Consider the following 19,076-nt stretch of genomic DNA (forward strand, 5'->3'; position numbering starts at 1 on the left):
ACGGCGCGCCGAGGGCGCATGGTCTTCAGTTCGGCGCGGGTAACGTACGGGCGGCCGTGACGCGGCCCCTTGGACGGGACCGGCGCCACGGCCGGCCGACGCGCATCTCAAGTCGGCCTGATGAGGCGGTCGTTCACACGGTGAGTTCCTTGGTGATGCGGTCGAGCATGAACGCCGAGGACTCGCGGGCGCGTTCCTCCCAGGCGAAGACGCAGGCCGTGGCCACGCCGTCGAAGTTCAGCTCGCGCAGGGTGCCGAAGAAGGCGTCCCAGTCGACCTCACCCTGGTCGATGTCGAGGTGCTGGTGGATGCGTGCGGTGGTGCCCGGCGGGTTGAGGATGTAGCGCAGACCGCTGGACCCCTTGTGGTTGAAGGAGTCCGCGATGTGCACGTGCTGGAGCTTGTCGCCGGCGTAGCGCATCATCGCGGCGATGTCCGCGGTCGGGTCGGAGCCCGAGAGGTGGAAGGAGTGCGGGGCGCAGTAGAGGTAGTTCACCCAGGGCTTGTTGATGGCGCGGACGAGGCCGACGGCGGGGGTGTTCTCCTCGCAGAAGTCGTCCGGGTGGGCCTCCAGGTTGAGGGCGATGCCCTCCCGCTCGAAGACCGGGAGCAGTTCCTCCAATGAGCGCCAGAAGGCGGCCTCGCTCTCGGCTGCGCGCTCGGGGCGGCCGTTGAACTCCGAGTTCATCAGCGGACATTCGAGCTCGGCGGTGATCTCGATCATCCGCTTCCAGTACCGTACGGCCGTCTGTCGCTCGGTCTCGTCGGGCGAGGACCACTTGTACAGCGGGAGCACGGAGGAGAGCTTCACCCCGTGCGTGCGCAGGGAGTTCTTCAGCTCCGCCACACGGTCGTCGTCCGCACGCGGGTGCAGGAAGAACGGCATGAAGTCGTCGCGGGGTGACAACTCGATGTAGTCGTAGCCGAGTTCGGCGACCGTGCGCACCATGTCGTCGATGGGCAGGGCGCGGAACATGTAGGGGTCGAGGGCGATCTTCACGCGGCACCTCCGTAGAAGGCGGGACGGGGCTTGAGGTCGGTGGCGATGACGTGGCCCGATTCCAGGGCTTCGACGGTCGCGCTGGTGATGACGGTGGCCGCGTAGCCGTCCCAGGCCGAGGGGCCGGTGGGCTCGTTGCCGGCGGCGATCCCCGCGATCCACTCGCGGAACTCCGTGTTGAAGGCGTCCGCGAAGCGGCCCACCCAGTCGGTGAGCACCTCCGTGCTGTGCTGCCCCGCGCTGCGCACGCCGACGGCGGCCGGGTCGGGCAGCCGGACGAGCCCTTCCTCACCCACCGCCTCGCACTGGATGTCGTAGCCGTACTGGCAGTTGACGAAGACCTCCAGGTCGATCCGGACGCCCTTGGCGGTTTCGAAGAGCATGATCTGCGGGTCCTTGAGGTGGGCGAACCGCTTGCTCGTGGCGCGCGGGGTGACCACCTGGGTGGAGACGATCTCGTCGTCGAGCAGCCAGCGCAGGACGTCCACCTCGTGCACCGCCGTGTCCAGGGCCGCCATGTCGGACGTGTACGACTCGGGCACGGTCGGGTTGCGGTGGGCGCAGTGCACGATCAGCGGCTGGCCGATGCGGCCGGAGTCGATGACCTGCTTCAACTGCCGGTAGCCGGCGTCGTATCGGCGCATGAAGCCGACCTGGACCAGGCGGCGGCCGTGTGCCGTCTCGGCCTCGATGATCCGCAGGCAGTCTTCGGCGGTCGTGGCCAGCGGCTTCTCGCAGAACACCGGCTTCCCGGCGGCTATCGCGGTCAGCACGTGCTCGGCGTGGGTCGGACCCCAGGACGTCACGAGCACGGCGTCCACGTCGTCCGCCGCGATCACGGCGGCGCCGTCGGGCAGCACCCGGGCACCGACCGGCGCCGCCGCCTCCTCGGCACGGGCGGCGTCGATGTCGGTGACCGCGGTGACGCGGGCGCCTGTGACGGTGTGGGTGAGGCGCTGGATGTGTTCCTTGCCGATCCAGCCGGCGCCGATGACTCCTACACGTACGGTCATGGTCATTCCTTATGCAGACGAGGTCAGGAGAAGCGCGCCCGGAGTTCGGCTTCGAGGGTTTCGAGGGTGCGGCCCTTGGTCTCGGGGACGTAGAGCTTGACGAAGGTGAACGAGAAGACGCCTGCCACCACGAAGAGGAAGAAGGTGTTGGAGACCCCGATGGCGGAGACCAGGGACGGGAAGACCAGCCCGATCGCGAAGTTGGTCAGCCACAGCACCACGGCCGCGACACCCATCCCGAAGCCGCGCATCCGCATCGGGAAGATCTCCGACAGCATCAGCCAGGTCACCGGCGAGATCGCCCCCTGCTGGAAGGCGAGGAAGGTGACCGTCATGGCGAGCACCGCGAAGGCCCGTCCGTCGCCCGAGGGCAGCAGGAGGGAGAAGACTCCGATCAGCAACAGGGCCGCTGTCGTGCCGATCTGACCGGTCATCAGCATAGGGCGGCGGTTGACGCGGCCCAGCAGCCAGATGCCGACGAAGGTGGCGAGCACCGAGATGACGCCGTTGGCGATGTTCGCGGTCAGGGCGCTGTCGGCGGTGAAACCGGCGTCGGTGAGGATCTGGGTGCCGTAGTACATGATCGTGTTGACGCCGGTGATCTGCTGCACGATCGCGATGCCGAAGCCGACGAACATCAGCCGGCGCAGCCACGGCGTGGACTTCATGTCCTGCCAGCCGCCGAGCTTCGCCTGGTCCTCCTTGACGGCGAGCGCGGACACTTCGGCGAGTTCGGCCTCGGCCCGCTGCTGGGACCGGACCTGCTTGAGCACTTCGAGGGCTTCGGCGAAGCGGGTCTTGGAGGCCAGCCAGCGTGGGCTCTCCGGCATGACCAGCATGCCGAACCAGAGCACGACGGCCGGGATCGTGGCGAGCACGAGCATGTAGCGCCACACTCCGCCGGACTCACCGCCCACCCGCGCGATGACCGCGTTGGAGGTGAAGGCCAGCAACTGACCGCTGACGATCATGAGTTCATTGCGGGTGACCAGTGCTCCGCGCCGCTCTGCGGGCGAGATCTCGGCCAGATAGACCGGCACGGTCACCGAGGCGCCGCCGACCGCGAGGCCCAGCACGAAGCGGGCCACCACCATGACGGCGGTGTTCGGCGCGAGGGTGCAGCCGAGTGCGCCGACGAAGAACACCACGGCGAGGACGAGGATCGTACGGCGCCGTCCGCGCGCGTCCGAGAACCGTCCGCCGGTGATCGCGCCCACCGCGGCGCCGAGCAGCAGCGAGCTGGTGACCATGCCCTCGGTGAAGGGGGTCAGGCCCAGGTCGTCGGTCATGTAGGGCAGGGCGCCGTTGATGACGCCGGTGTCGTAACCGAAGAGCAGTCCGCCGAAGGTGGCGATGACGGTGATGAGCCGCAGCCGCCGTGACACCGCCAGAGGGGCGTCGTCCGCGAACGCGGTGGCCGGGGATGTGGTCGTGTCGTCCCTGACGTCCATAGCCACCGCCTCCTATCGGTCGAGGTGCGGGCGGCTGGTACCCGTCAGTCCGCAACCGGCCAGGTGCTCACGCGTGCTGATTGCGATGGGCAGGGGCACCTCGGGAGCGCACGGGTACAGGTCCTGCTCGACGATGACGAACAACTCGGCGTCCAGCCGCGCGAGTTCGGCCACCACGTCGGCCGGATTCGGCACGCCTGCGGGAGGTGACACGCACACCCCGCGCTTGACCGCCTCCCCGAACGACAGGTCCTCCGCGGTGACTTGGGCGAGCACCGCGGGGTCCATCTGCTTGATGTGGACGTAGCCGACGCGCTCGCCGAAGCGGCGGATCAGGTCGAGGTTGTCGCCGCCGCCGTACGCCACGTGCCCGGTGTCCAGGCAGAGGTTGGTGTAGCGGGAGTCCGACTCGTTGAGCAACCGCTCGATCTCCGGCTGGGTCTGGATGTGGCTGTCGGCGTGCGGATGGATGACGAGCTGTACGTCGTACTCGTCGAGCAGCAACTTGCCCAGCCGGTCGGCGGATCGGCCGAAGCCCGCCCACTGGACGGCGGTCAGCTCGGGCGACTCGGTGAACGCGCCGGTCTTCTCGTCGCGGTACATCGGCGGGATGAGGACGAGGTGGTGCGCGCCGGCGGCCGCGGTCAGCGCGGCGACCTGCCGGACATGGGCGAGCATCTCGTCCCACGCCTCCGGACGGTGCAGCCCGCCGAACGCGGTGCCGCCGGAGACCTGGAGCCCACGGGCGTCCAGCTCCTCCTTCAGACGCTGCGGGTCGGTGGGGAGATAGCCGTACGGCCCGAGCTCCAGCCACTGGTAGCCGGCCGTGGCCAGCTCGTCGAGGAAGCGGGTGTACGGCACCTGGTGCTCGTCCTCGGGGAACCAGATGCCCCAGGAGTCGGGAGCGGAGCCCAGGCAGAGGTTGCCCGCGACGGTACGGAGGGGAGTTGGCGCCGTTGCCATGGTCGGTCCTTTGCGAAGGGGGGAGGGGGAACTCTGTGGATCAGCTGGACGTGGGGAAGTTGAAGCCGGCGGCGACCTGCTGGGCGGGCTGCGGCCAGCGGGTCGTGACGACCTTGGGGCGGGTGTAGAAGCGGATGCCCTCAGGGCCGTGGATGGGGGAGTCGCCGATGAGGGAGTCCTTCCAGCCGCCGAAGGAGTAGTACGACATCGGCACGGGCACCGGCACGTTGACGCCGATCATGCCGACCTTGACGTTGCGCTGGAATCGGCGGGCGGCTTCACCGGAGGCGGTGAACAGGGCGGTTCCGTTGCCGTACGGGTTGGCGTTGATGACGGCGATGGCCTCGTCGAGCGTGTCGACGCGGACGATCGCGAGGACCGGGCCGAACAGCTCCTCCTTGTAGGCGTCCATCTCGACCGTGACGTGGTCGAGGAGGGACGGGCCGGTGAAGAACCCGTCGGCGTACGTGGGGTCGTCGATCTTCAGCCCGCGTCCGTCCACGACGACGGTGGCGCCCTGCGTGGCAGCGGTGCCGACGGCGTTCTCGACGCGTTCCTGGGCGACCTTGGTGACCAGCGGTCCCATCTCCACGCCGGGGGCGTCACCGGGTCCGACCTTCACCTCGCGCGCCTTGCGCTCCAGCACCTCCACCAGCCCGTCCGCCGCGTCACCCACGGCCACGGCGACGGAGACGGCCATGCAGCGTTCGCCGGCCGAGCCGTAGGCGCCGGCGGTGATGTGGTTGGCGGCGAACTCCAGGTCGGCGTCCGGGAGGACGACGGCGTGGTTCTTGGCTCCGCCGAGGGCCTGGACGCGCTTGCCTGCCGAAGTGCCCTGCTCGTGCACGTACTTGGCGATGGGGGTCGACCCGACGAAGGAGACGGCCTCGATGCCGGGGTGGGTGAGGATCGCGTCGACGGCGTCCTTGCCGCCGTGCACGACGTTGAAGACGCCGTCGGGCAGGCCCGCCTTCTGGTACAGCTCGGCGACGAAGTTCGCGGCGGACGGGTCGCGCTCACTGGGCTTCAGGATGAAGGTGTTGCCCGTCGCGATGGCGATGGGGTGCATCCAAAGGGGCACCATGGCGGGGAAGTTGAAGGGCGTGATGCCCGCGACGACGCCGAGTGGCTGACGGAAGTTGTGCACGTCGATGCCGCGGGAGACCTGGTCGGAGAAGGACCCCTTGAGGACGTCGCCGAGGCCGCAGGCGAATTCGACGACCTCACGGCCGCGGGTGATCTCGCCGCGTGCGTCGTCGACGGTCTTGCCGTGTTCGGCGGAGATGATCCGGCCCAGCTCCTCCTCGTGCTCGACGAGCAACTGACGGAAGGCGAACATCACTTGGGTGCGCTGGGTGAGAGACGACTCGGACCAGGTCTCGAAGGCCCGCGCGGCGGCCGTGACGGCGGTGTCGACGTCGGCGGCCCCGCCCAGGACCACCTGGGCCTGCTGCCGTCCGGTGGCCGGGTCGAACACCGGAGCGGTGTCCGTGCCGGGGACGGCCGTGCCGTCGATCCAGTGCTGAATGGTCTTCACGGGAGGGTGTCCTTACAGGTAGTGGCGCTGGGCCTGCTTGTGGGCGGCGTACGTCTCGTGCGCGGTCCGGGTGGTCTCCAGGGCGGAGGTCTGGCTGACGGGGACGTCCCACCAGCCGTGGCCCGGCGGGTTCGGCCCGTACAGGTCGGTCTCGACGTGGACGACGGTGGTGCGGGTCGCGGCCTTCGCCTTCTCCATCGCCGTACGGAACTCGTCGACGGAGGTGGCGTGCAGGACGTCCGCGCCGAGCGAGGAGGCGTTGGCGGCGAGGTCGACGGGGAGGACGTCTCCGTCGAGCAGGCCCGAACCACCGTTCCGGAAGCGGTAGTTGGTGCCGAAGCGCTGTGAACCGAGCGACTCGGACAGGGCGCCGATCGAGGCGAAGCCGTGGTTCTGGACGAGGACGACGATGACCTTCAGACCCTCGGAGACCATGGTCACGATCTCCTGAGCCATCATCAGATACGAGCCGTCACCGACGAGTACGACGACCTCGCGCGAGGGGTCGGCCATCTTGGCGCCGAGGCCGGCGGCGACCTCGTAGCCCATGCAGGAGTACGCGTACTCGACGTGGTACGCCTTCGGATCCCGCGCCCGCCACAGCTGTTGCAGGTCGCCGGGCATGGAGCCGGCGGCGTTGATGACGACGTCACGGTCGCCCAGTACGTCGTTCAGCGCGCCGAGGATCTCGGTCTGGGCGGGCAGCGGACCGTGGCCTACGGTGAAGCACGCGTCCTCGATCTCCCTTGTACGGCCGATGAGTTGACGGGTTCGCTCGCGGTACTGAGGGTCGACCTCCCAGCCCTTCAGGGCTCGCGCGAGGGCCTCGATGCCGAGCCGGGCGTCCGCCACCAGCGGCTCCGCGGAGTGCTTGACCGCGTCCAGCCGAGCGACGTTGAGGTTGACGAAGGCGACGTCCGGGTTGCCGAAGACGGTGTGGCTCGCGGTGGTGAAGTCGCTGTACCGGGTGCCGATGCCGAGGACGACGTCGGCCTCCTTCGCCAGTTCGTCGGCCGCGTAGGAGCCGGTCGAGCCGATGCCGCCGACCGCGCAGGGGTGGTCCCAGGGGACGGCGCCCTTGCCGGCATGGGTGTCGGCGACCGGAATGCCGGTGGCCTGGGCGAAGGCCCGCAGCTGGGTCTCGGCGCCGGAGTAGACGGCCCCGCCGCCCGCGACGATCAGCGGTTTGCGTGCCTTGCGCAGCAGCCGTACGGCCCGCTCCACGGCGGCCGGTTCCGGCACCGGGCGGCCCACGTGCCAGACCCGGCGCCGGAAGAAGGCGACCGGCCAGTCGTACGCCTCCGCCTGTACGTCCTGCGGCAGGGCCAACGTCACGGCGCCGGTCTCCACCGGGTCGGTCAGCACCCGCATCGCCGCGAGTGCGGCCGGGATCAGCTGCTCGGGGCGGGAGATCCGGTCGAAGTACTTCGACACGGCACGGAAGGCGTCGTTGACGGTGACGTCCCCGCCCCGGGTGTCCTCCAACTGCTGGAGCACGGGGTCGGCGGCGCGGGTGGCGAACATGTCGCTGGGCAGCAGCAGGACCGGTATGCGGTTGGTCGTCGCGAGCGCCGCACCCGTGATCATGTTCGTCGAACCGGGCCCCGTCGAAGCCGTGCAGGCGAACGTCGCCAGCCGGTCGCGCATCTTGGCGTACGCCACCGACGCGTGCACCATGCCCTGCTCGTTGCGGGCCAGGTAGTAGGGCAGATCGGCCTCTTGGGTGACGGCGGCCTGCAGCAGGGCCTGGCCGATCCCGGCCACGTTGCCGTGCCCGAAGATGCCCCAGACCCCGGGGATCAGCCGCTGTTCCTGGCCGTCGCGCTCGCTGTACTGGTTCGCGAGGAAGCGGACCAGGGCCTGGGCGGTGGTGAGTCGTACGGTGGTCATCGCTGGGTGAGTCCTTCGAAGGGAAGCCGGTCGTCGACGTCCTGGGACTTCCAGGTCCCCCGCACCCATCCGTGGGCGGGGTCGTCGCAGATCAGCCAGGCGCGGTCCTGTCCAGGGCCCGCCATGACGTTGAGGTAGTAGAGGTCGTAGCCGGGTGCCGCGATCGACGGGCCGTGCCAGCCGTGCGGGATCAGCACGGTGTCGCCGGAGCGGACTTCGGCGAGCACGTCGATCGGCCGGTCCTCAGTGCCGTAGACCCGCTGGTAGGCGAAGCCGTCCTCGCCCGCGACCTGGAAGTAGTAGATCTCCTCCAGCTCCGACTCCTGGCCCGGCCGCGCCGTGTCGTGCTTGTGCGGCGGGTAGGAGGACCAGTTGCCGCCCGGGGTGAGGACCTCGCACACCAGCAGCTGCTCGGCCTCGAACGTGCCCGGCAGGCAGTAGTTGTTGACCTGCCGCGAACACGCCCCGGCGCCGCGCAGTTCGACCGGCACGTTCTTCTGGGGCCCGTACCGAGCGGAGAGTGAGCTCCGCTCGGTACGGGCGGAGGGCAGCGCGAACGTCCCGCCGTCCGCGCTGCTGATCAGGGCCACCGACTCGCGGGGGAGGTACGCGAAGTCGGTGGCGGAGGCGAACACGCCTGTCCGGCCGGTGAGTTCGAAGGCCGTGCCGTCCGTGGTGACGGTGCAGGAACCCGTCAGCGGCAGGACCAGGAACTCGGAATCCCCGGTGGACAGGGTGTGTGCTTCGCCCGGCCTCAGGGTCAGGATCCTGAGGCCGGAGTGTCCCCAGCCCGCCGACTCGGGCGTGACCAGGAGATCGTAGGGGCCGTCGGCCGAAGTCCCCTTCGGCAGGTGGTACTTGCTCGTGTCCGTCACAGCAGGCTCACCGCCCGGTCCACGGCGCCGGCGACGTCGCCGTCCGAGGGGTAGAGCAGGGAACGGCCGACCATCAGGCCCTGCGCGGTGGGGAGTTTGAGGGCCTTGCCCCAGGAGGCGAAGGCCGCTTCGGCGTCCTTGACCTCGCCGCCCAGCAGCAGCGCGGGCAGCGTCGAGGAGGCCAGCACCCGCTCCATGTCCGCCACGACCGGGACCTTGAGCCAGGTGTAGGCGGTGCGGCGGCCCAGGCCCGAGGCGATGGTGACCGACTTGACGACGGCGTCCGTCGAGAGGTCGTTACGGATCCTGCCGTCCTGCCAGGAGGAGAGGAACGGCTCGATCATGGCGATGAGTTGACGGTCGTTCAGCTCGTTGACGGCACGGGCGGTGTTCTCCAGGACGGAGGGTGTCGCCGGGTCGTCGAGGGCGATACGGGTGAGCATCTTGCCGCCGTCGAAGCCCATCGCGGCGATGGTCTCGGCGTCGTAGCCGGTGAAGCGGTCGTCGATCTCGAAGACGGAGCCCGCGAGCCCGGCCCGGTTCATGGAACCGAAGACGCTCTTGCCGTCCAGGACGCCGAGCAGCAGCAGGTCCTCCAGAATGTCGGCCGTGCCCAGGACGCCCGTGACGCCGGGCCGCTCCAGCGCCGTGCACAGGCGGTCGAGAAGCTCGAAGCGATCGGCCATCGCGGTGGGGTCGGCGCCGACGCCGTTGGCGCCGCGGGCCGGGTGGTCGGCCGCGACGATCATCGCCTTGCCGTGGGCGCCGAGGAGCGAGGTGGCTTTCACGCGGCGTGCTGCCGCCGTAGCGATGGCGCCGGGGTCGTTGACCCGCGCCTCCACGATCCGGCTCACAATGTCGGACGGCACGTCGTCACGCCTTTCGTTCGGTGGAAGCGGTGGTGGCCTCGCGGAGCTTGGCCTCGACCTCGGCCTCGGTGGGCATCGCGTCGGAGCAGGAGAGCCGGCCCGCGACCAGGGCGCCGGCGGCGTTGGCGAAGGAGACCGTGCGGCGGGTGTCCCAGCCGGAGAGCAGACCGTGGCAGAGCGCGCCGCCGAAGGCGTCACCGGCGCCGAGCCCGTTGACGACGTCCACCGGCACCGGCGGTATCTCGACGGCCGAACCGTCGCGGCCGACGGCCAGGACACCCTTGGGACCCTGCTTCACCACCGCCAGCTCCACCCCTGCGGCGAGCAGTGCCTTCGCGGCGGCGTACGGCTCGCGCTCACCCGTCGCCACCTCGCACTCGTCGAGATTGCCGACGGCCACCGTGGTGTGGCGCAGGGCCTCGGCGTAGTACGTACGAGCCTGATCCGCGGCGGTCCAAAACATCGGCCGCCAGTCCAGGTCGAAGACGGTCGGGCCGGACTTCGCCCGGTGCGCCAGCGCGGCGAGCGTGGCCGAGCGGCTCGGCTCCTCGCTCAGCCCCGTCCCGGTGACCCAGAAGATCCGGGCGTCCCGGACGGCGTCCAGGTCCAGTTCGGCCGGCTGGATGTCCAGGTCGGGAGCCTTGGGCAGCCGGTAGAAGTACAGCGGGAAGTCGTCCGGCGGGAAGATCTCGCAGAACGTCACCGGGGTCGGCGCGATGTCCGACGTGCCGACGAACCGGCTGTCGACGCCATACCCGTCCAAGGCCGTGCGGACGAAGTCCCCGAAAGGGTCCCGGCCCGTCTTCGTGATCACGGCCGCGGAGCGCTCGTAACGGGCCGCGGCGACGGCGACGTTGGTCGGACTCCCGCCCAGGTACTTGCCGAACGACGTGACCTCGGCCAGCCCCACGCCGGTCTGGAGCGGATATACGTCCACCCCTACGCGGCCCATGGTCAGCACTTCGAACGGCATCACGCTGGTTTCCCTTTCGTGCCGGAGACGGAGGCGTTCAGGAGATTCACTGCTGCGCTCTACTAGCGCGCTCTAGTCTGTGTACGATGACTCCTGTCCAAATGTCATGTCAATACCTTGTTGCCAGGAGATTTCGAGAGGCCCGTAGGGTTGGCCGCGGCGGAAGGTGGATTCACAGGTGGATGCGTCAGGAAAGCAGCGGCCCACGATGGCGGACGTCGCTGCGAAAGCAGGCGTGTCGCGGGCGCTCGTCTCGATCATCTTCCGCGGTCAGCCGGGCGCGAGCGAGGAGACGCGGCAGCGGGTGCTGCGGGTGGCCGACGAGATCGGCTACCACCCCGACAGCGCGGCCAGGCTGCTGGCCCGCGGCCGCAGCCGGACGCTCGGCGTGATGTTCACCGTGCACCAGACCTTCCACGCGGACCTCATCGCGGGGATCTACCCCGAGGCCGAACGCCTCGGCTACGACGTCCTGCTCTCCGCGGCCACCCACGGCCGCAGCGAGACGAAGGCGGCCGAGGCGTTGCTCAGCCACCGTTGTGAGGCGCTGATCCTGCTCGGCCCCGAAGCCGAGGCCGCGTATCTCGACGAACTCGGACACCGAGCGGTGACAGTCTCGGTCAGCCGCCGAGTGCCCCGCGCCCGCGTGGACTTCGTCCACAGCGCCGAGGGCAAGGGGATGCACCAGGCCATGGAGCATCTCGTCGAACTGGGGCACCGTCGAATCGTGCACATCGACGGCGGCAGGGGCCCCGGATCGGTCGATCGGCGGCGTGCCTACCGGGCCGCGATGCGCCGACACGGACTGGAGGCCGAGGTTCGGGTCATTCCCGGGGAGCACACGGAGGAGTCGGGCATCGAGTCGGGCCGCCTGTTCCTGGCGGAGCGCGATCGGGGGCAGGACCTGCCGACGGCGGTCCTCGCGGGCAACGACCGGTGTGCGTGGGGCCTGTTGATGGCCCTGACGCGCGCAGGCGTCGACGTCCCGCGTGATGTGTCGGTTGTCGGTTACGACGACAGTCACCTCTCCCATCTCATGCCGATCGGCCTGACCACCGTCCGCCAGGACGCGGCTCTGATGGCGGAACATGCCGTGCGGTTCGCCGTCGAACGGCTGGAGAATCCGGAGCTGGAGGCCCGAGAGGCCGTACTGGATCCGAAGCTCGTGGTGCGCGGTACGAGTGGCAAGGCACCGGAGACGTCGGCCTGAGGCATTGGCGACCGGGCACGTCCCCCAGCAGTTGGGGCTCTTGGCCTTGCCTGCTGGGGACATGCCGCTACAGCGCTGTCAGGTCTCTCGCGTCGGGGAGTTCGTCGACGTCGAGGCCGCGGACTTGGGACAACTCGTGCTTGAGCGCGGCGAGTTCGGTACCGCCGGCCATGTGGTTGGTGAGCTCTTCGAGGGTGATCTCGCTGCGCTCCGCCGACAACTCCATGGTGCCCAGCCGCAGCACGCTGAAGTGGTCGCCGACCATGTAGGCGTGGTGCGGGTTGTGGGTGATGAAGATGACCCCGAGCCCGCGTTCGCGGGCTGCGGCCACGTACTTCAGCACCACACCGGACTGCTTGACGCCGAGGGCGGCGGTCGGCTCGTCCAGGATCAGGACGCGGGCGCCGAAGTAGACGGCGCGGGCGATGGCGACACACTGGCGCTGGCCGCCGGAGAGGGTGCCGATGGGCTGGTCCAGGTTGTCCAGGACGATGCCCATGTTGCGCAGTTCCTCGTCCGCGGTCTTCTTCATCTTCTCGATGTCGAGACGGCGGAACGGCCAGGGGCCCTTCGTCATCTCCGAGCCGAGGAAGAAGTTGCGCCACACCGGCATCAACGGCACGACGGCCAGGTCCTGGTAGACCGTCGCGATGCCCCGGTCGAGTGCCTGGCGGGGGGTGGTGAAGTGCACCGGCTCCCCGTCGACGAGGAATTCGCCCTCGGTGTGCTGGTGCAGCCCGGAGATGATTTTGATGAGCGTGGACTTGCCCGCGCCGTTGTCGCCGAGGACGCAGGTGACCTGGCCGGGGCGGACCGCGAGGTCGACCCCGTGCAGGGCACGGATGTTGCCGTACGCCTTGCCCGCGTTCCGGAGCTGGACGGTCGGACGGTCCCCGTCTTCCGGCTCCGTGTCCTGGAGGATGGCGCCGTGGGTGTTGGCTTCTTTGCCTGTCATGTTGTCGGTCACCTCCGGGTCGCGGTGCGCTGGACCCACAGATTGATGAGGACGGCGCCGAGCAGCATCACGCCGAGGAACGCCTTGAACCAGTCGGGGTTCCAGCCGGCGTAGACGATGCCCTGCTGCACCATGCCGAACATGAACGCCCCGAAGACGGGGCCGATCGCCGAGCCGGCGCCGCCGGTCAGCAGACAGCCGCCGATCACGGCCGCCGAGATGAAGATCAGCTCCTGGCCGACGCCCTCGCCGGACTGCACCGTGTTGAAGGAGAACAGCTGGTGCATCCCGATGAACCAGGCACCGAAGCCGACGAGCATGAACAGGGAGATCTTCGTGAACGCCACGGGCACGCCCACGGCCCGCGCGGAGTCCTTGTTGCCGCCGACCGCGAAGATCCAGTTCCCGTACTTGGTGCGCAGCAGGACCCAGGTGGCGATGGCCGCGAAGACCAGCCACCACACGATGGTGATCTTCACCTGCACGCCGCCGACGTCGAAGGACGACGCGAAGACCTTCTTGGCCTGGCTGAAGCCGTCCATGGTGCTGATGTCGTCGGTGGCGACGTTGCCGGTGACCAGCTTGGTGACGGCGAGGTTGACGCCCTGGAGGATCAGGAAGCTGCCCAGCGTGATCAGGAAGCTCGGCAGCCCGGTCTTGACCACCAGCCAGCCGTTGAGGAAGCCGATTGCCAGCGAGACCACCAGGGCGGCGATCACACCGACCCATACGTTCATGGTGAGTTGGTAGCTGAGCATGGCCGCGGTGAGCGCGGAGGTGATGACCGCGACACCGGCGGAGAGGTCGAACTCGCCACCGATCATCAGCAGGGCGACCGGCAGTGCCATGATGCCGATGGTCGAGGACCCGTAGAGGATGTTCGCCATCGACGCGCCTTCGCGCACGGGCGGAGCGGCGATCAGGAAGAACACGTACACCGCGGCGGCGCCGAGGAACACGCCCACCTCGGGGCGGGCCAACAGCCGTAGCACCTGCGGACGTTCGACGGTCCGGCCGTCAACCTCCTTGGGGCCGGGGGCCGGCGGTGAGGTCACCGCCGGCTCGGCATGCTGGGTCATACTCATCACCGGGTTCCGTTGGCGGCGAACTTGGCGACGCTGTCGACGTTCGTCTTGTCGATGAAAGCCGGTCCGGTGAGAACGGGCGCGGTGCTGCCGCCGCTGAAGTTGCCGTTGGTCTTGTAGAGCCACAGCGCGTCGACCGCCAAGTAGCCCTGGAGATACGGCTGCTGGTCCACGGCGAATTCGATCTTGCCGTCCTGGACGGCCTTCACCAGGTCCTTGCTGAGGTCGAAGGTGGCGAGCTTGGCCTTGCTGCCGGAGTCGGTCAACGACTGGATCGCCGTCAGCGCGATCGGGGCGCCGAGAGTGACCACCTGGTCGATGGAGGAGTCCTGTGTGAGCTTCGCGGTGATGGTCGACTTCACGGACGGCATGTCGGTGCCGTTGACGTAGAGGATGTCGGTCTTGCCGCTGAAGCCCTTCTTCAGACCGGCGCAGCGGGCCTCCAGGGCGACCTGACCCTGTTCCTGGATGACGCAGAGGGCGTGTTTGGCGCCGAGCTTGTTGAGGCGTTGGCCGAAGGCCTGGCCGGCGATGTTCTCGTCCTGTCCGAAGTACTCGAGCATGCCGAGCTTCTTCCAGTCGCTCACACCGGAGTTGAAGCCGACCACGGGGATGCCGGCCGACTTGGCCTTGGCCACCACGTCCTTCATGGCGTCCGGCTTGGCCGCGGTGAGCGCGATGCCGTCGACCTTCTGGTCGATCGCGTTCTGTACGAGGTTGGCCTGGTTGCCGGCGCTGGGATCGCTGGAGTAGACGAGCTTGACGTTGTCCTTGGCGGCGGCGGCCTGGGCGCCCTTGCGGACCAGGTCCCAGAAGGTGTCGCCGGGGGCGGCATGGGTGACCATGGCCACTGTCATGCGCGGGGTGGTGGCCTTGCCGGCGGAGGCGCCGGAGGTGTCCTCCGTGGACTTCTTGCCGCCCGAGCTGCTGGAACAGCCGGCGGCGAACAGAGTGCCGACCAGAACGGTGGCGGTGAAAACTGCGGCTCGGTGGTTTCTGCGCATGTCCCTTGCACCTCGCTGTGCTTGTCAGGGTGGAGTCTGTGGCGGTCGGAAGCGCGTCCCGCGTCGGCGGCCGATGCATGTTCACCGAGTGGCGACGTGGTGCGCGAGGGGTGTGTATGTGCCGTGCGTGGCGGCTCGTCTTCTGCGGCGGTCGTTGGTGTAGACCGCCTGTTCAGCGACTGGAGCGCTTTAGTAGCGCGCTCTAGTTGGAGAGACTATGAGGCCGTCTCTGTGGGGATGTCAACAGGTATGTCAGGACGTACCAACAAAGTGTTCGGAATGAAATTGAGTCCCGGATCCGATCATGGGGTTGGCTGTACTGGCCACCTGACCGCCCTGGGCCAAGGGCTGATCGGCGCCGGACGGACGGCCAGGGCGCATGGTCTCCGGATCAGAGGTGTTCTGGTTCGGGGCGGCGATGTCCTCTGGGCTTCGCGCTCGCGCTGGATCGGCTGGTGAGGCGAGGGGGCGTGTGTCACTTGGTTTGCCCGGGGAAATCTTCGCCCCCGGCTCGTCGGGGTCCAGGACACCGGTCGTGCCGGAGGCGCGCACGCGGGCGGCGTCGCCGACGGCCCAGACGGCACCGGGGTAGACCTTGTCGCGGACGCCTTCGTCCAGCAGGGCTTCGATGCGGTCGGTTGCGTAAGTCATGGTCTTCTTGTTCGCCGGGGCATCCCGCCTGGCCAGCGTGGTGAGGTGGGTGGCGCTGCTTTACAAGGTGTAGGGCCGTCAGCCGCTTGGCTGAATTACCGACCACGGTCCAGCCTCCAGCGCGGTAGTTTGTCCATGTTTTCCCTGGCTCCGGCCTTCAGGGCTACGGGCTGTAGGGTGCTGGAAACCCTACAAACTGTAGGGGGAGGGGTGGGCAATGTCCGGCAGCGCGTACGCCACACTCGCCGGGACCCGACGGCTCGGACCGCCGACCGCGTCCCGCCGCGCGGAGTACTCGCTCGCGGCCGTGGCGGGGGCCTTCACCCTGGCCCAACTGGTCTTCGTACGCCCCGGGTTGGGCCTCGGCTGGGACGAGACCGTGTACGTCAGCCAGCTCAGCGCGCACGCCCCCGCCGCCTTCTTCAGCGCACCCCGGGCCCGCGGCATCTCCCTCCTGGTCGCCCCCGTCACCTCCTGGTCCTCGTCCACCGTCCTGCTCCGCGTCTACCTCGCCGCACTCTCCGGCCTGGCCCTCTTCCTCGCCCTCCGCGCTTGGCGCGGCCTGTTCCCCGCCCGCGTCCTCGCCCTGGCGGGCGCCCTGTTCGCCTCCCTCTGGGTGACCCTCCTCTACGGCCTGCAGGCCATGCCCAACTACTGGGTCGCCGTGGGCGCCCTCGCCGCGGCGGGCTGCTGCCTGCGGGCCTGGACCGACCGCTCGGACCGGGCCGCGCTGTGGGGCCTGGCGGCGAGCGCGTCCCTGTTGGCGTGGATGCGTCCGACCGACGCGGTCTGGGCGACGCTGCCCCTGCTCGTCCTCGTGGTGGCCGTCCGCCGGTGGCGCCTGCTCGTCGTCCTCCTCGCCGGGCTCGCGTCCGGCGCGGCGGAGTGGGTGATCGAGGCGTACGTCAGTTACGGCGGCCTGACGCAGCGGCTGCACGAGGCCTCGTCGATCGAGGGCGGACTGGGCTGGAACGTCGCGGTCCTCGACCAGTTGCGCAGCCTGGGCGGACGCGCGCTGTGCCGCCCGTGCACGGCGGAGATGCCCAACCCGGTGGTCGACGTGTGGTGGCTCGTGCTGCCCGTGCTCGCCGTCGTCGGGCTGGTCGTCGCGGTCCGCGCGCGCCGCACCGTGGTCACTCTCATCCCGCTCGCTTGCGCCGTGACGGCCGCCTTCCCGTACCTGTTCATGATCGGATACGCGGCCCCGCGCTTCCTGCTGCCCGCCTACGCGCTGGTGGCGATCCCGGTCGCCGACGCGCTGATCCACCTGGTCACCAGACCGGCCGGAGCCTGGCGGCGGGCGGCCGTGACCCTGCTCGCGATCGGCCTCGTCGGCCACCTCGCGATCCAACTCGCTGTCCTGGAACGGACGGTGAGCCGTACGAACACCCAGCACCGCGACTGGTTCCGCACCGCCGCCGAACTCCACCGCCTCGGCGTACGCAAGCCCTGTCTGCTCACCGGCCAGGACGCCATCCCGATCGCCTTCTACGCGGGCTGTGGCTCCGCCGCGATCGGGGGCCACAACGCCAACACGTCCCTGACGACCCTCGATCGGACGGCCCGCCGTATGCCCGTCGCCGACATCGGGCCGACCGGCGGCCGCCCACCCGCGTACGCCCGCGACTGGCCCGCCCATCGCTACGGCACGCTGGAACTACGTGTCGCGCCGAGCGCGGAGAAGGGCGGCGGCGGATGACGGCACCGCCCGCCCCCACCCCGACGACGACCCCCACCACCCGCCGCCGACGCGCCTACTGGCAGACCGGGTTGACCCTCGCTGTCCTGGTCGCTGTGGTCTGCATGGTGCGGCGGCACTGGCCTGTGCTCGAGAGCGGGGCCGGGCGGCTTGCTGTCGCCGATCAGGGGTGGTTGGCGGTGGCGGGGACGGCCGCGCTCGGGACGTGGGTGTCCTCGGCCCTCGCCCAGCAGGGCGCGGTGCCTCAACGGCTGCCCGGCGGAAGGCTGGTGGCCTCGCAGCTCGCCGCGTCCGCCGCCAACCATGTGCTGCCCGCCGGGCTCGGCGCCGGTGCCGTCAATCTGCGTTTCCTGATGCGCTGCGGGTTGCCGGTCGGGCGCTCGGCCAGTGCTCTCGCGGTCAAGGCCACCGCAGGTGTGGTCGTCCGGGTCGTGCTCATCGGCGTCCTCGCCACGGTCTGTCCGGGGGTGCTGCGCGTCCCGGACATCTCCCTGGGTGTGGTGGGCGTCGTCCTCGCGATCGTCGTGCTCGTGACCGTACTTCTCAACTGCCCACTGTGGCCCCGGTGTCGGCGGGCCCTCGGCACGGTGCTGACCGACATCCGGGCCGTGCACGTCCGGCCGCAGCGGGCGGCTGCCCTGTGGGGCGGCTCGCTGGCCTTCGCCGCGCTGAACTGCCTGGTCTTGATCTGTGTCACCCAGGCCGTCGAACTGCCCTTGTCCCCGGCCAGGGTCGCACTGCTGTACCTCGCCGCCAGCAGCGCCGCGGCCCTGCTGCCGACCCCGGGCGGCATCGGTTCCCTCGACGCCGCCCTGGTCTTCGCTCTCACCGCCTCCGGAACCACGGTGTCGGCCGCCGCCTCCGTCGTCCTCGGCTACCGGCTGCTCACGGTGTGGCTGCCCCTGATCCCGGGCCTGTTGGTGCTCGGGGTACTGGTCCGGCGCAAGGCACTCTGACCCCAACCGCGTTTCCCGCCCGGCCGGTTCAGGTAGTACTCCGAATATCTGTTATCTGTCCGTGGGCGAGGGGGAGTTGTATGGCGGAGCATGAGACGAGTGGCCGGTTGGCGGACGAGTTCTTCACTCCCGGGACCTCGTCCTTCACCGAGTTCCTCGCGGCACACCGGCCCGCACTGCTGCCCACCCGCCGCCCGTTCCCGGCGGGCGTCCGCGCCGGAGCCGACCAATTCCCGCACGGCACCACGGTGTTGGCCCTCTCCTACCGCGACGGCGTGCTGATCGCCGGCGACCGCAGGGCCACCATGGGTAACGTGATCGCGCAACGCGACCTGGAGAAGGTGCACCCCGCGGACGACTACACCGCGGTCGCCTTCGCCGGTACGGTCGGGCTCGCGGTGGACATGGTGAAGCTGTACCAGGTCGAGCTGACGCACTTCGAGAAGATCGAGGGCATCCCGATGACCCTCAACGCCAAGGCCACCCGCCTCGCAGGACTGATCCGGCAGAACCTCGGCCAGGCCATGCAGGGCCTCGCCGTCGTCCCGCTCCTCGTCGGCTACGACCCCGCCGCCCCCGAAGGCGCCAAGGGCCGTATCTTCACCTTCGACGTCGTCGGCGGCACCTACGAGAAGCCGGACTTCCACGCGGAGGGCTCCGGCTCCCCGTACGCCAGAGGCTCTCTCAAGAAGCTGTTCCACAAGGGCATGTCCCGGCGTGACGCGGCCCTCGCCGCACTTCAGGCCCTGTACGACGCGGCCGACGACGACTCGGCCACCGGCGGCCCCGACCTCAACCGCCGTATCTTCCCCATCGTTTCGGTGATCACCGAGGACGGTTTTGAGCGGCTCCCCGAGCCGGAGACCGAGGCCCTGACCCGCGAGATGGTCGAACAACGCCACAGCCACCCGGACGGCCCGAGAGTCGCGCTCTGAGCGAGACGGG

General features: G+C 69.4%; 16 protein-coding genes and 1 pseudogene. 4 read left to right on the forward strand and 13 right to left on the reverse strand.

Going from position 1 to position 19,076, the window contains the following annotated elements; translation table 11 throughout:
- Nucleotides 1-133 precede the first annotated feature (133 nt).
- From SPR02S_RS05530 to iolC, 9 genes are read right to left on the reverse strand one after another with little or no spacing between them, the layout of a single operon-like run.
- Complete coding sequence (locus SPR02S_RS05530) at nucleotides 134-1,000, reverse strand: sugar phosphate isomerase/epimerase family protein (protein ID WP_019055936.1); 867 nt, start codon at nucleotides 998-1,000, stop codon at nucleotides 134-136.
- Nucleotides 997-2,013, reverse strand: coding sequence for a Gfo/Idh/MocA family oxidoreductase (locus SPR02S_RS05535; RefSeq protein ID WP_019055937.1), 1,017 nt, complete (start codon nucleotides 2,011-2,013; stop codon nucleotides 997-999). The genes SPR02S_RS05530 and SPR02S_RS05535 overlap by 4 nt, the downstream gene beginning before the upstream one ends.
- Before the next feature lie 23 nt (nucleotides 2,014-2,036).
- The gene (locus SPR02S_RS05540; protein ID WP_019055938.1) at nucleotides 2,037-3,464 is read right to left on the reverse strand and encodes a sugar porter family MFS transporter; all 1,428 of its coding nucleotides are present in this window, start codon (nucleotides 3,462-3,464) and stop codon (nucleotides 2,037-2,039) included.
- 12 nt (nucleotides 3,465-3,476) lie between these two features.
- On the reverse strand, nucleotides 3,477-4,427 hold the full coding sequence (locus tag SPR02S_RS05545; protein WP_019055939.1) for a TIM barrel protein: 951 nt from the start codon (nucleotides 4,425-4,427) through the stop codon (nucleotides 3,477-3,479).
- Between the two features lie 40 nt (nucleotides 4,428-4,467).
- On the reverse strand, nucleotides 4,468-5,964 hold the full coding sequence (locus tag SPR02S_RS05550; protein WP_019055940.1) for a CoA-acylating methylmalonate-semialdehyde dehydrogenase: 1,497 nt from the start codon (nucleotides 5,962-5,964) through the stop codon (nucleotides 4,468-4,470).
- A gap of 12 nt (nucleotides 5,965-5,976) precedes the next feature.
- Nucleotides 5,977-7,854 carry a 3D-(3,5/4)-trihydroxycyclohexane-1,2-dione acylhydrolase (decyclizing) gene (gene iolD, locus SPR02S_RS05555; protein ID WP_019055941.1) on the reverse strand — a complete coding sequence of 626 codons (1,878 nt, stop codon included), beginning with the start codon at nucleotides 7,852-7,854 and terminating at the stop codon, nucleotides 5,977-5,979.
- The gene (iolB, locus tag SPR02S_RS05560; RefSeq protein ID WP_019055942.1) at nucleotides 7,851-8,729 is read right to left on the reverse strand and encodes a 5-deoxy-glucuronate isomerase; all 879 of its coding nucleotides are present in this window, start codon (nucleotides 8,727-8,729) and stop codon (nucleotides 7,851-7,853) included. Before iolB ends, iolD begins: the two co-directional genes overlap by 4 nt.
- On the reverse strand, nucleotides 8,726-9,598 hold the full coding sequence (locus SPR02S_RS05565; RefSeq protein WP_019055943.1) for a Cgl0159 family (beta/alpha)8-fold protein: 873 nt from the start codon (nucleotides 9,596-9,598) through the stop codon (nucleotides 8,726-8,728). Before SPR02S_RS05565 ends, iolB begins: the two co-directional genes overlap by 4 nt.
- A 4-nt stretch (nucleotides 9,599-9,602) precedes the next feature.
- Nucleotides 9,603-10,571 carry a 5-dehydro-2-deoxygluconokinase gene (gene iolC / locus SPR02S_RS05570; protein WP_019055944.1) on the reverse strand — a complete coding sequence of 323 codons (969 nt, stop codon included), beginning with the start codon at nucleotides 10,569-10,571 and terminating at the stop codon, nucleotides 9,603-9,605.
- Between the two features lie 208 nt (nucleotides 10,572-10,779).
- Here iolC and SPR02S_RS05575 point away from each other — a divergent pair, with 208 nt between their 5' ends.
- Nucleotides 10,780-11,781 (forward strand): LacI family DNA-binding transcriptional regulator, encoded by a 1,002-nt coding sequence (locus SPR02S_RS05575; protein WP_019055945.1) that lies wholly within the window; start codon nucleotides 10,780-10,782, stop codon nucleotides 11,779-11,781.
- Between the two features lie 67 nt (nucleotides 11,782-11,848).
- On the opposite strand, the gene SPR02S_RS05580 is transcribed toward SPR02S_RS05575, so the two are convergent.
- From SPR02S_RS05580 to SPR02S_RS62160, 4 genes and pseudogenes are all read right to left on the reverse strand, one after another.
- Nucleotides 11,849-12,736, reverse strand: coding sequence for an ATP-binding cassette domain-containing protein (locus tag SPR02S_RS05580; RefSeq protein ID WP_026150251.1), 888 nt, complete (start codon nucleotides 12,734-12,736; stop codon nucleotides 11,849-11,851).
- A gap of 8 nt (nucleotides 12,737-12,744) precedes the next feature.
- On the reverse strand, nucleotides 12,745-13,821 hold the full coding sequence (locus SPR02S_RS05585; protein WP_019055947.1) for an ABC transporter permease: 1,077 nt from the start codon (nucleotides 13,819-13,821) through the stop codon (nucleotides 12,745-12,747).
- Nucleotides 13,821-14,825 (reverse strand): sugar ABC transporter substrate-binding protein, encoded by a 1,005-nt coding sequence (locus SPR02S_RS05590; protein ID WP_019055948.1) that lies wholly within the window; start codon nucleotides 14,823-14,825, stop codon nucleotides 13,821-13,823. The genes SPR02S_RS05585 and SPR02S_RS05590 overlap by 1 nt, the downstream gene beginning before the upstream one ends.
- A 462-nt stretch (nucleotides 14,826-15,287) precedes the next feature.
- A pseudogene (locus SPR02S_RS62160) lies at nucleotides 15,288-15,476 on the reverse strand (serine hydrolase domain-containing protein); the annotation flags it as partial.
- Between the two features lie 217 nt (nucleotides 15,477-15,693).
- On the opposite strand from SPR02S_RS62160, the gene SPR02S_RS05595 reads away from it, so the two are divergent.
- The 3 genes from SPR02S_RS05595 to prcB all read left to right on the forward strand — a co-directional run bounded on the left by SPR02S_RS05595 (nucleotide 15,694) and on the right by prcB (nucleotide 19,066).
- Entirely contained in the window at nucleotides 15,694-17,175 is a 1,482-nt protein-coding gene (locus SPR02S_RS05595; protein WP_019055949.1) for a hypothetical protein, read from the forward strand.
- On the forward strand, nucleotides 17,172-18,131 hold the full coding sequence (locus SPR02S_RS05600) for a lysylphosphatidylglycerol synthase transmembrane domain-containing protein (protein WP_019055950.1): 960 nt from the start codon (nucleotides 17,172-17,174) through the stop codon (nucleotides 18,129-18,131). The genes SPR02S_RS05595 and SPR02S_RS05600 overlap by 4 nt, the downstream gene beginning before the upstream one ends.
- Before the next feature lie 80 nt (nucleotides 18,132-18,211).
- Entirely contained in the window at nucleotides 18,212-19,066 is an 855-nt protein-coding gene (gene prcB / locus SPR02S_RS05605; RefSeq protein ID WP_026150252.1) for a proteasome subunit beta, read from the forward strand.
- The last annotated feature ends 10 nt before the right edge of the window (nucleotides 19,067-19,076 follow it).

It is taken from the genome of Streptomyces prunicolor NBRC 13075, from assembly GCF_000367365.1.
GTDB lineage: Bacteria > Actinomycetota > Actinomycetes > Streptomycetales > Streptomycetaceae > Streptomyces > Streptomyces prunicolor.

Coding starts and splice junctions, on each gene's coding strand:
- SPR02S_RS05535 (WP_019055937.1), bottom strand. CDS start 2,013: ATGACCGTACGTGTAGGAGTCATCGGCGCCGGCTGGATCGGCAAGGAA.
- SPR02S_RS05590 (WP_019055948.1), bottom strand. CDS start 14,825: ATGCGCAGAAACCACCGAGCCGCAGTTTTCACCGCCACCGTTCTGGTC.
- SPR02S_RS05595 (WP_019055949.1), top strand. CDS start 15,694: ATGTCCGGCAGCGCGTACGCCACACTCGCCGGGACCCGACGGCTCGGA.
- SPR02S_RS05575 (WP_019055945.1), top strand. CDS start 10,780: ATGGCGGACGTCGCTGCGAAAGCAGGCGTGTCGCGGGCGCTCGTCTCG.
- iolC (WP_019055944.1), bottom strand. CDS start 10,571: ATGCCGTTCGAAGTGCTGACCATGGGCCGCGTAGGGGTGGACGTATAT.
- SPR02S_RS05545 (WP_019055939.1), bottom strand. CDS start 4,427: ATGGCAACGGCGCCAACTCCCCTCCGTACCGTCGCGGGCAACCTCTGC.
- iolD (WP_019055941.1), bottom strand. CDS start 7,854: ATGACCACCGTACGACTCACCACCGCCCAGGCCCTGGTCCGCTTCCTC.
- SPR02S_RS05540 (WP_019055938.1), bottom strand. CDS start 3,464: ATGGACGTCAGGGACGACACGACCACATCCCCGGCCACCGCGTTCGCG.
- prcB (WP_026150252.1), top strand. CDS start 18,212: ATGGCGGAGCATGAGACGAGTGGCCGGTTGGCGGACGAGTTCTTCACT.
- SPR02S_RS05585 (WP_019055947.1), bottom strand. CDS start 13,821: ATGAGTATGACCCAGCATGCCGAGCCGGCGGTGACCTCACCGCCGGCC.
- SPR02S_RS05580 (WP_026150251.1), bottom strand. CDS start 12,736: ATGACAGGCAAAGAAGCCAACACCCACGGCGCCATCCTCCAGGACACG.
- SPR02S_RS05600 (WP_019055950.1), top strand. CDS start 17,172: ATGACGGCACCGCCCGCCCCCACCCCGACGACGACCCCCACCACCCGC.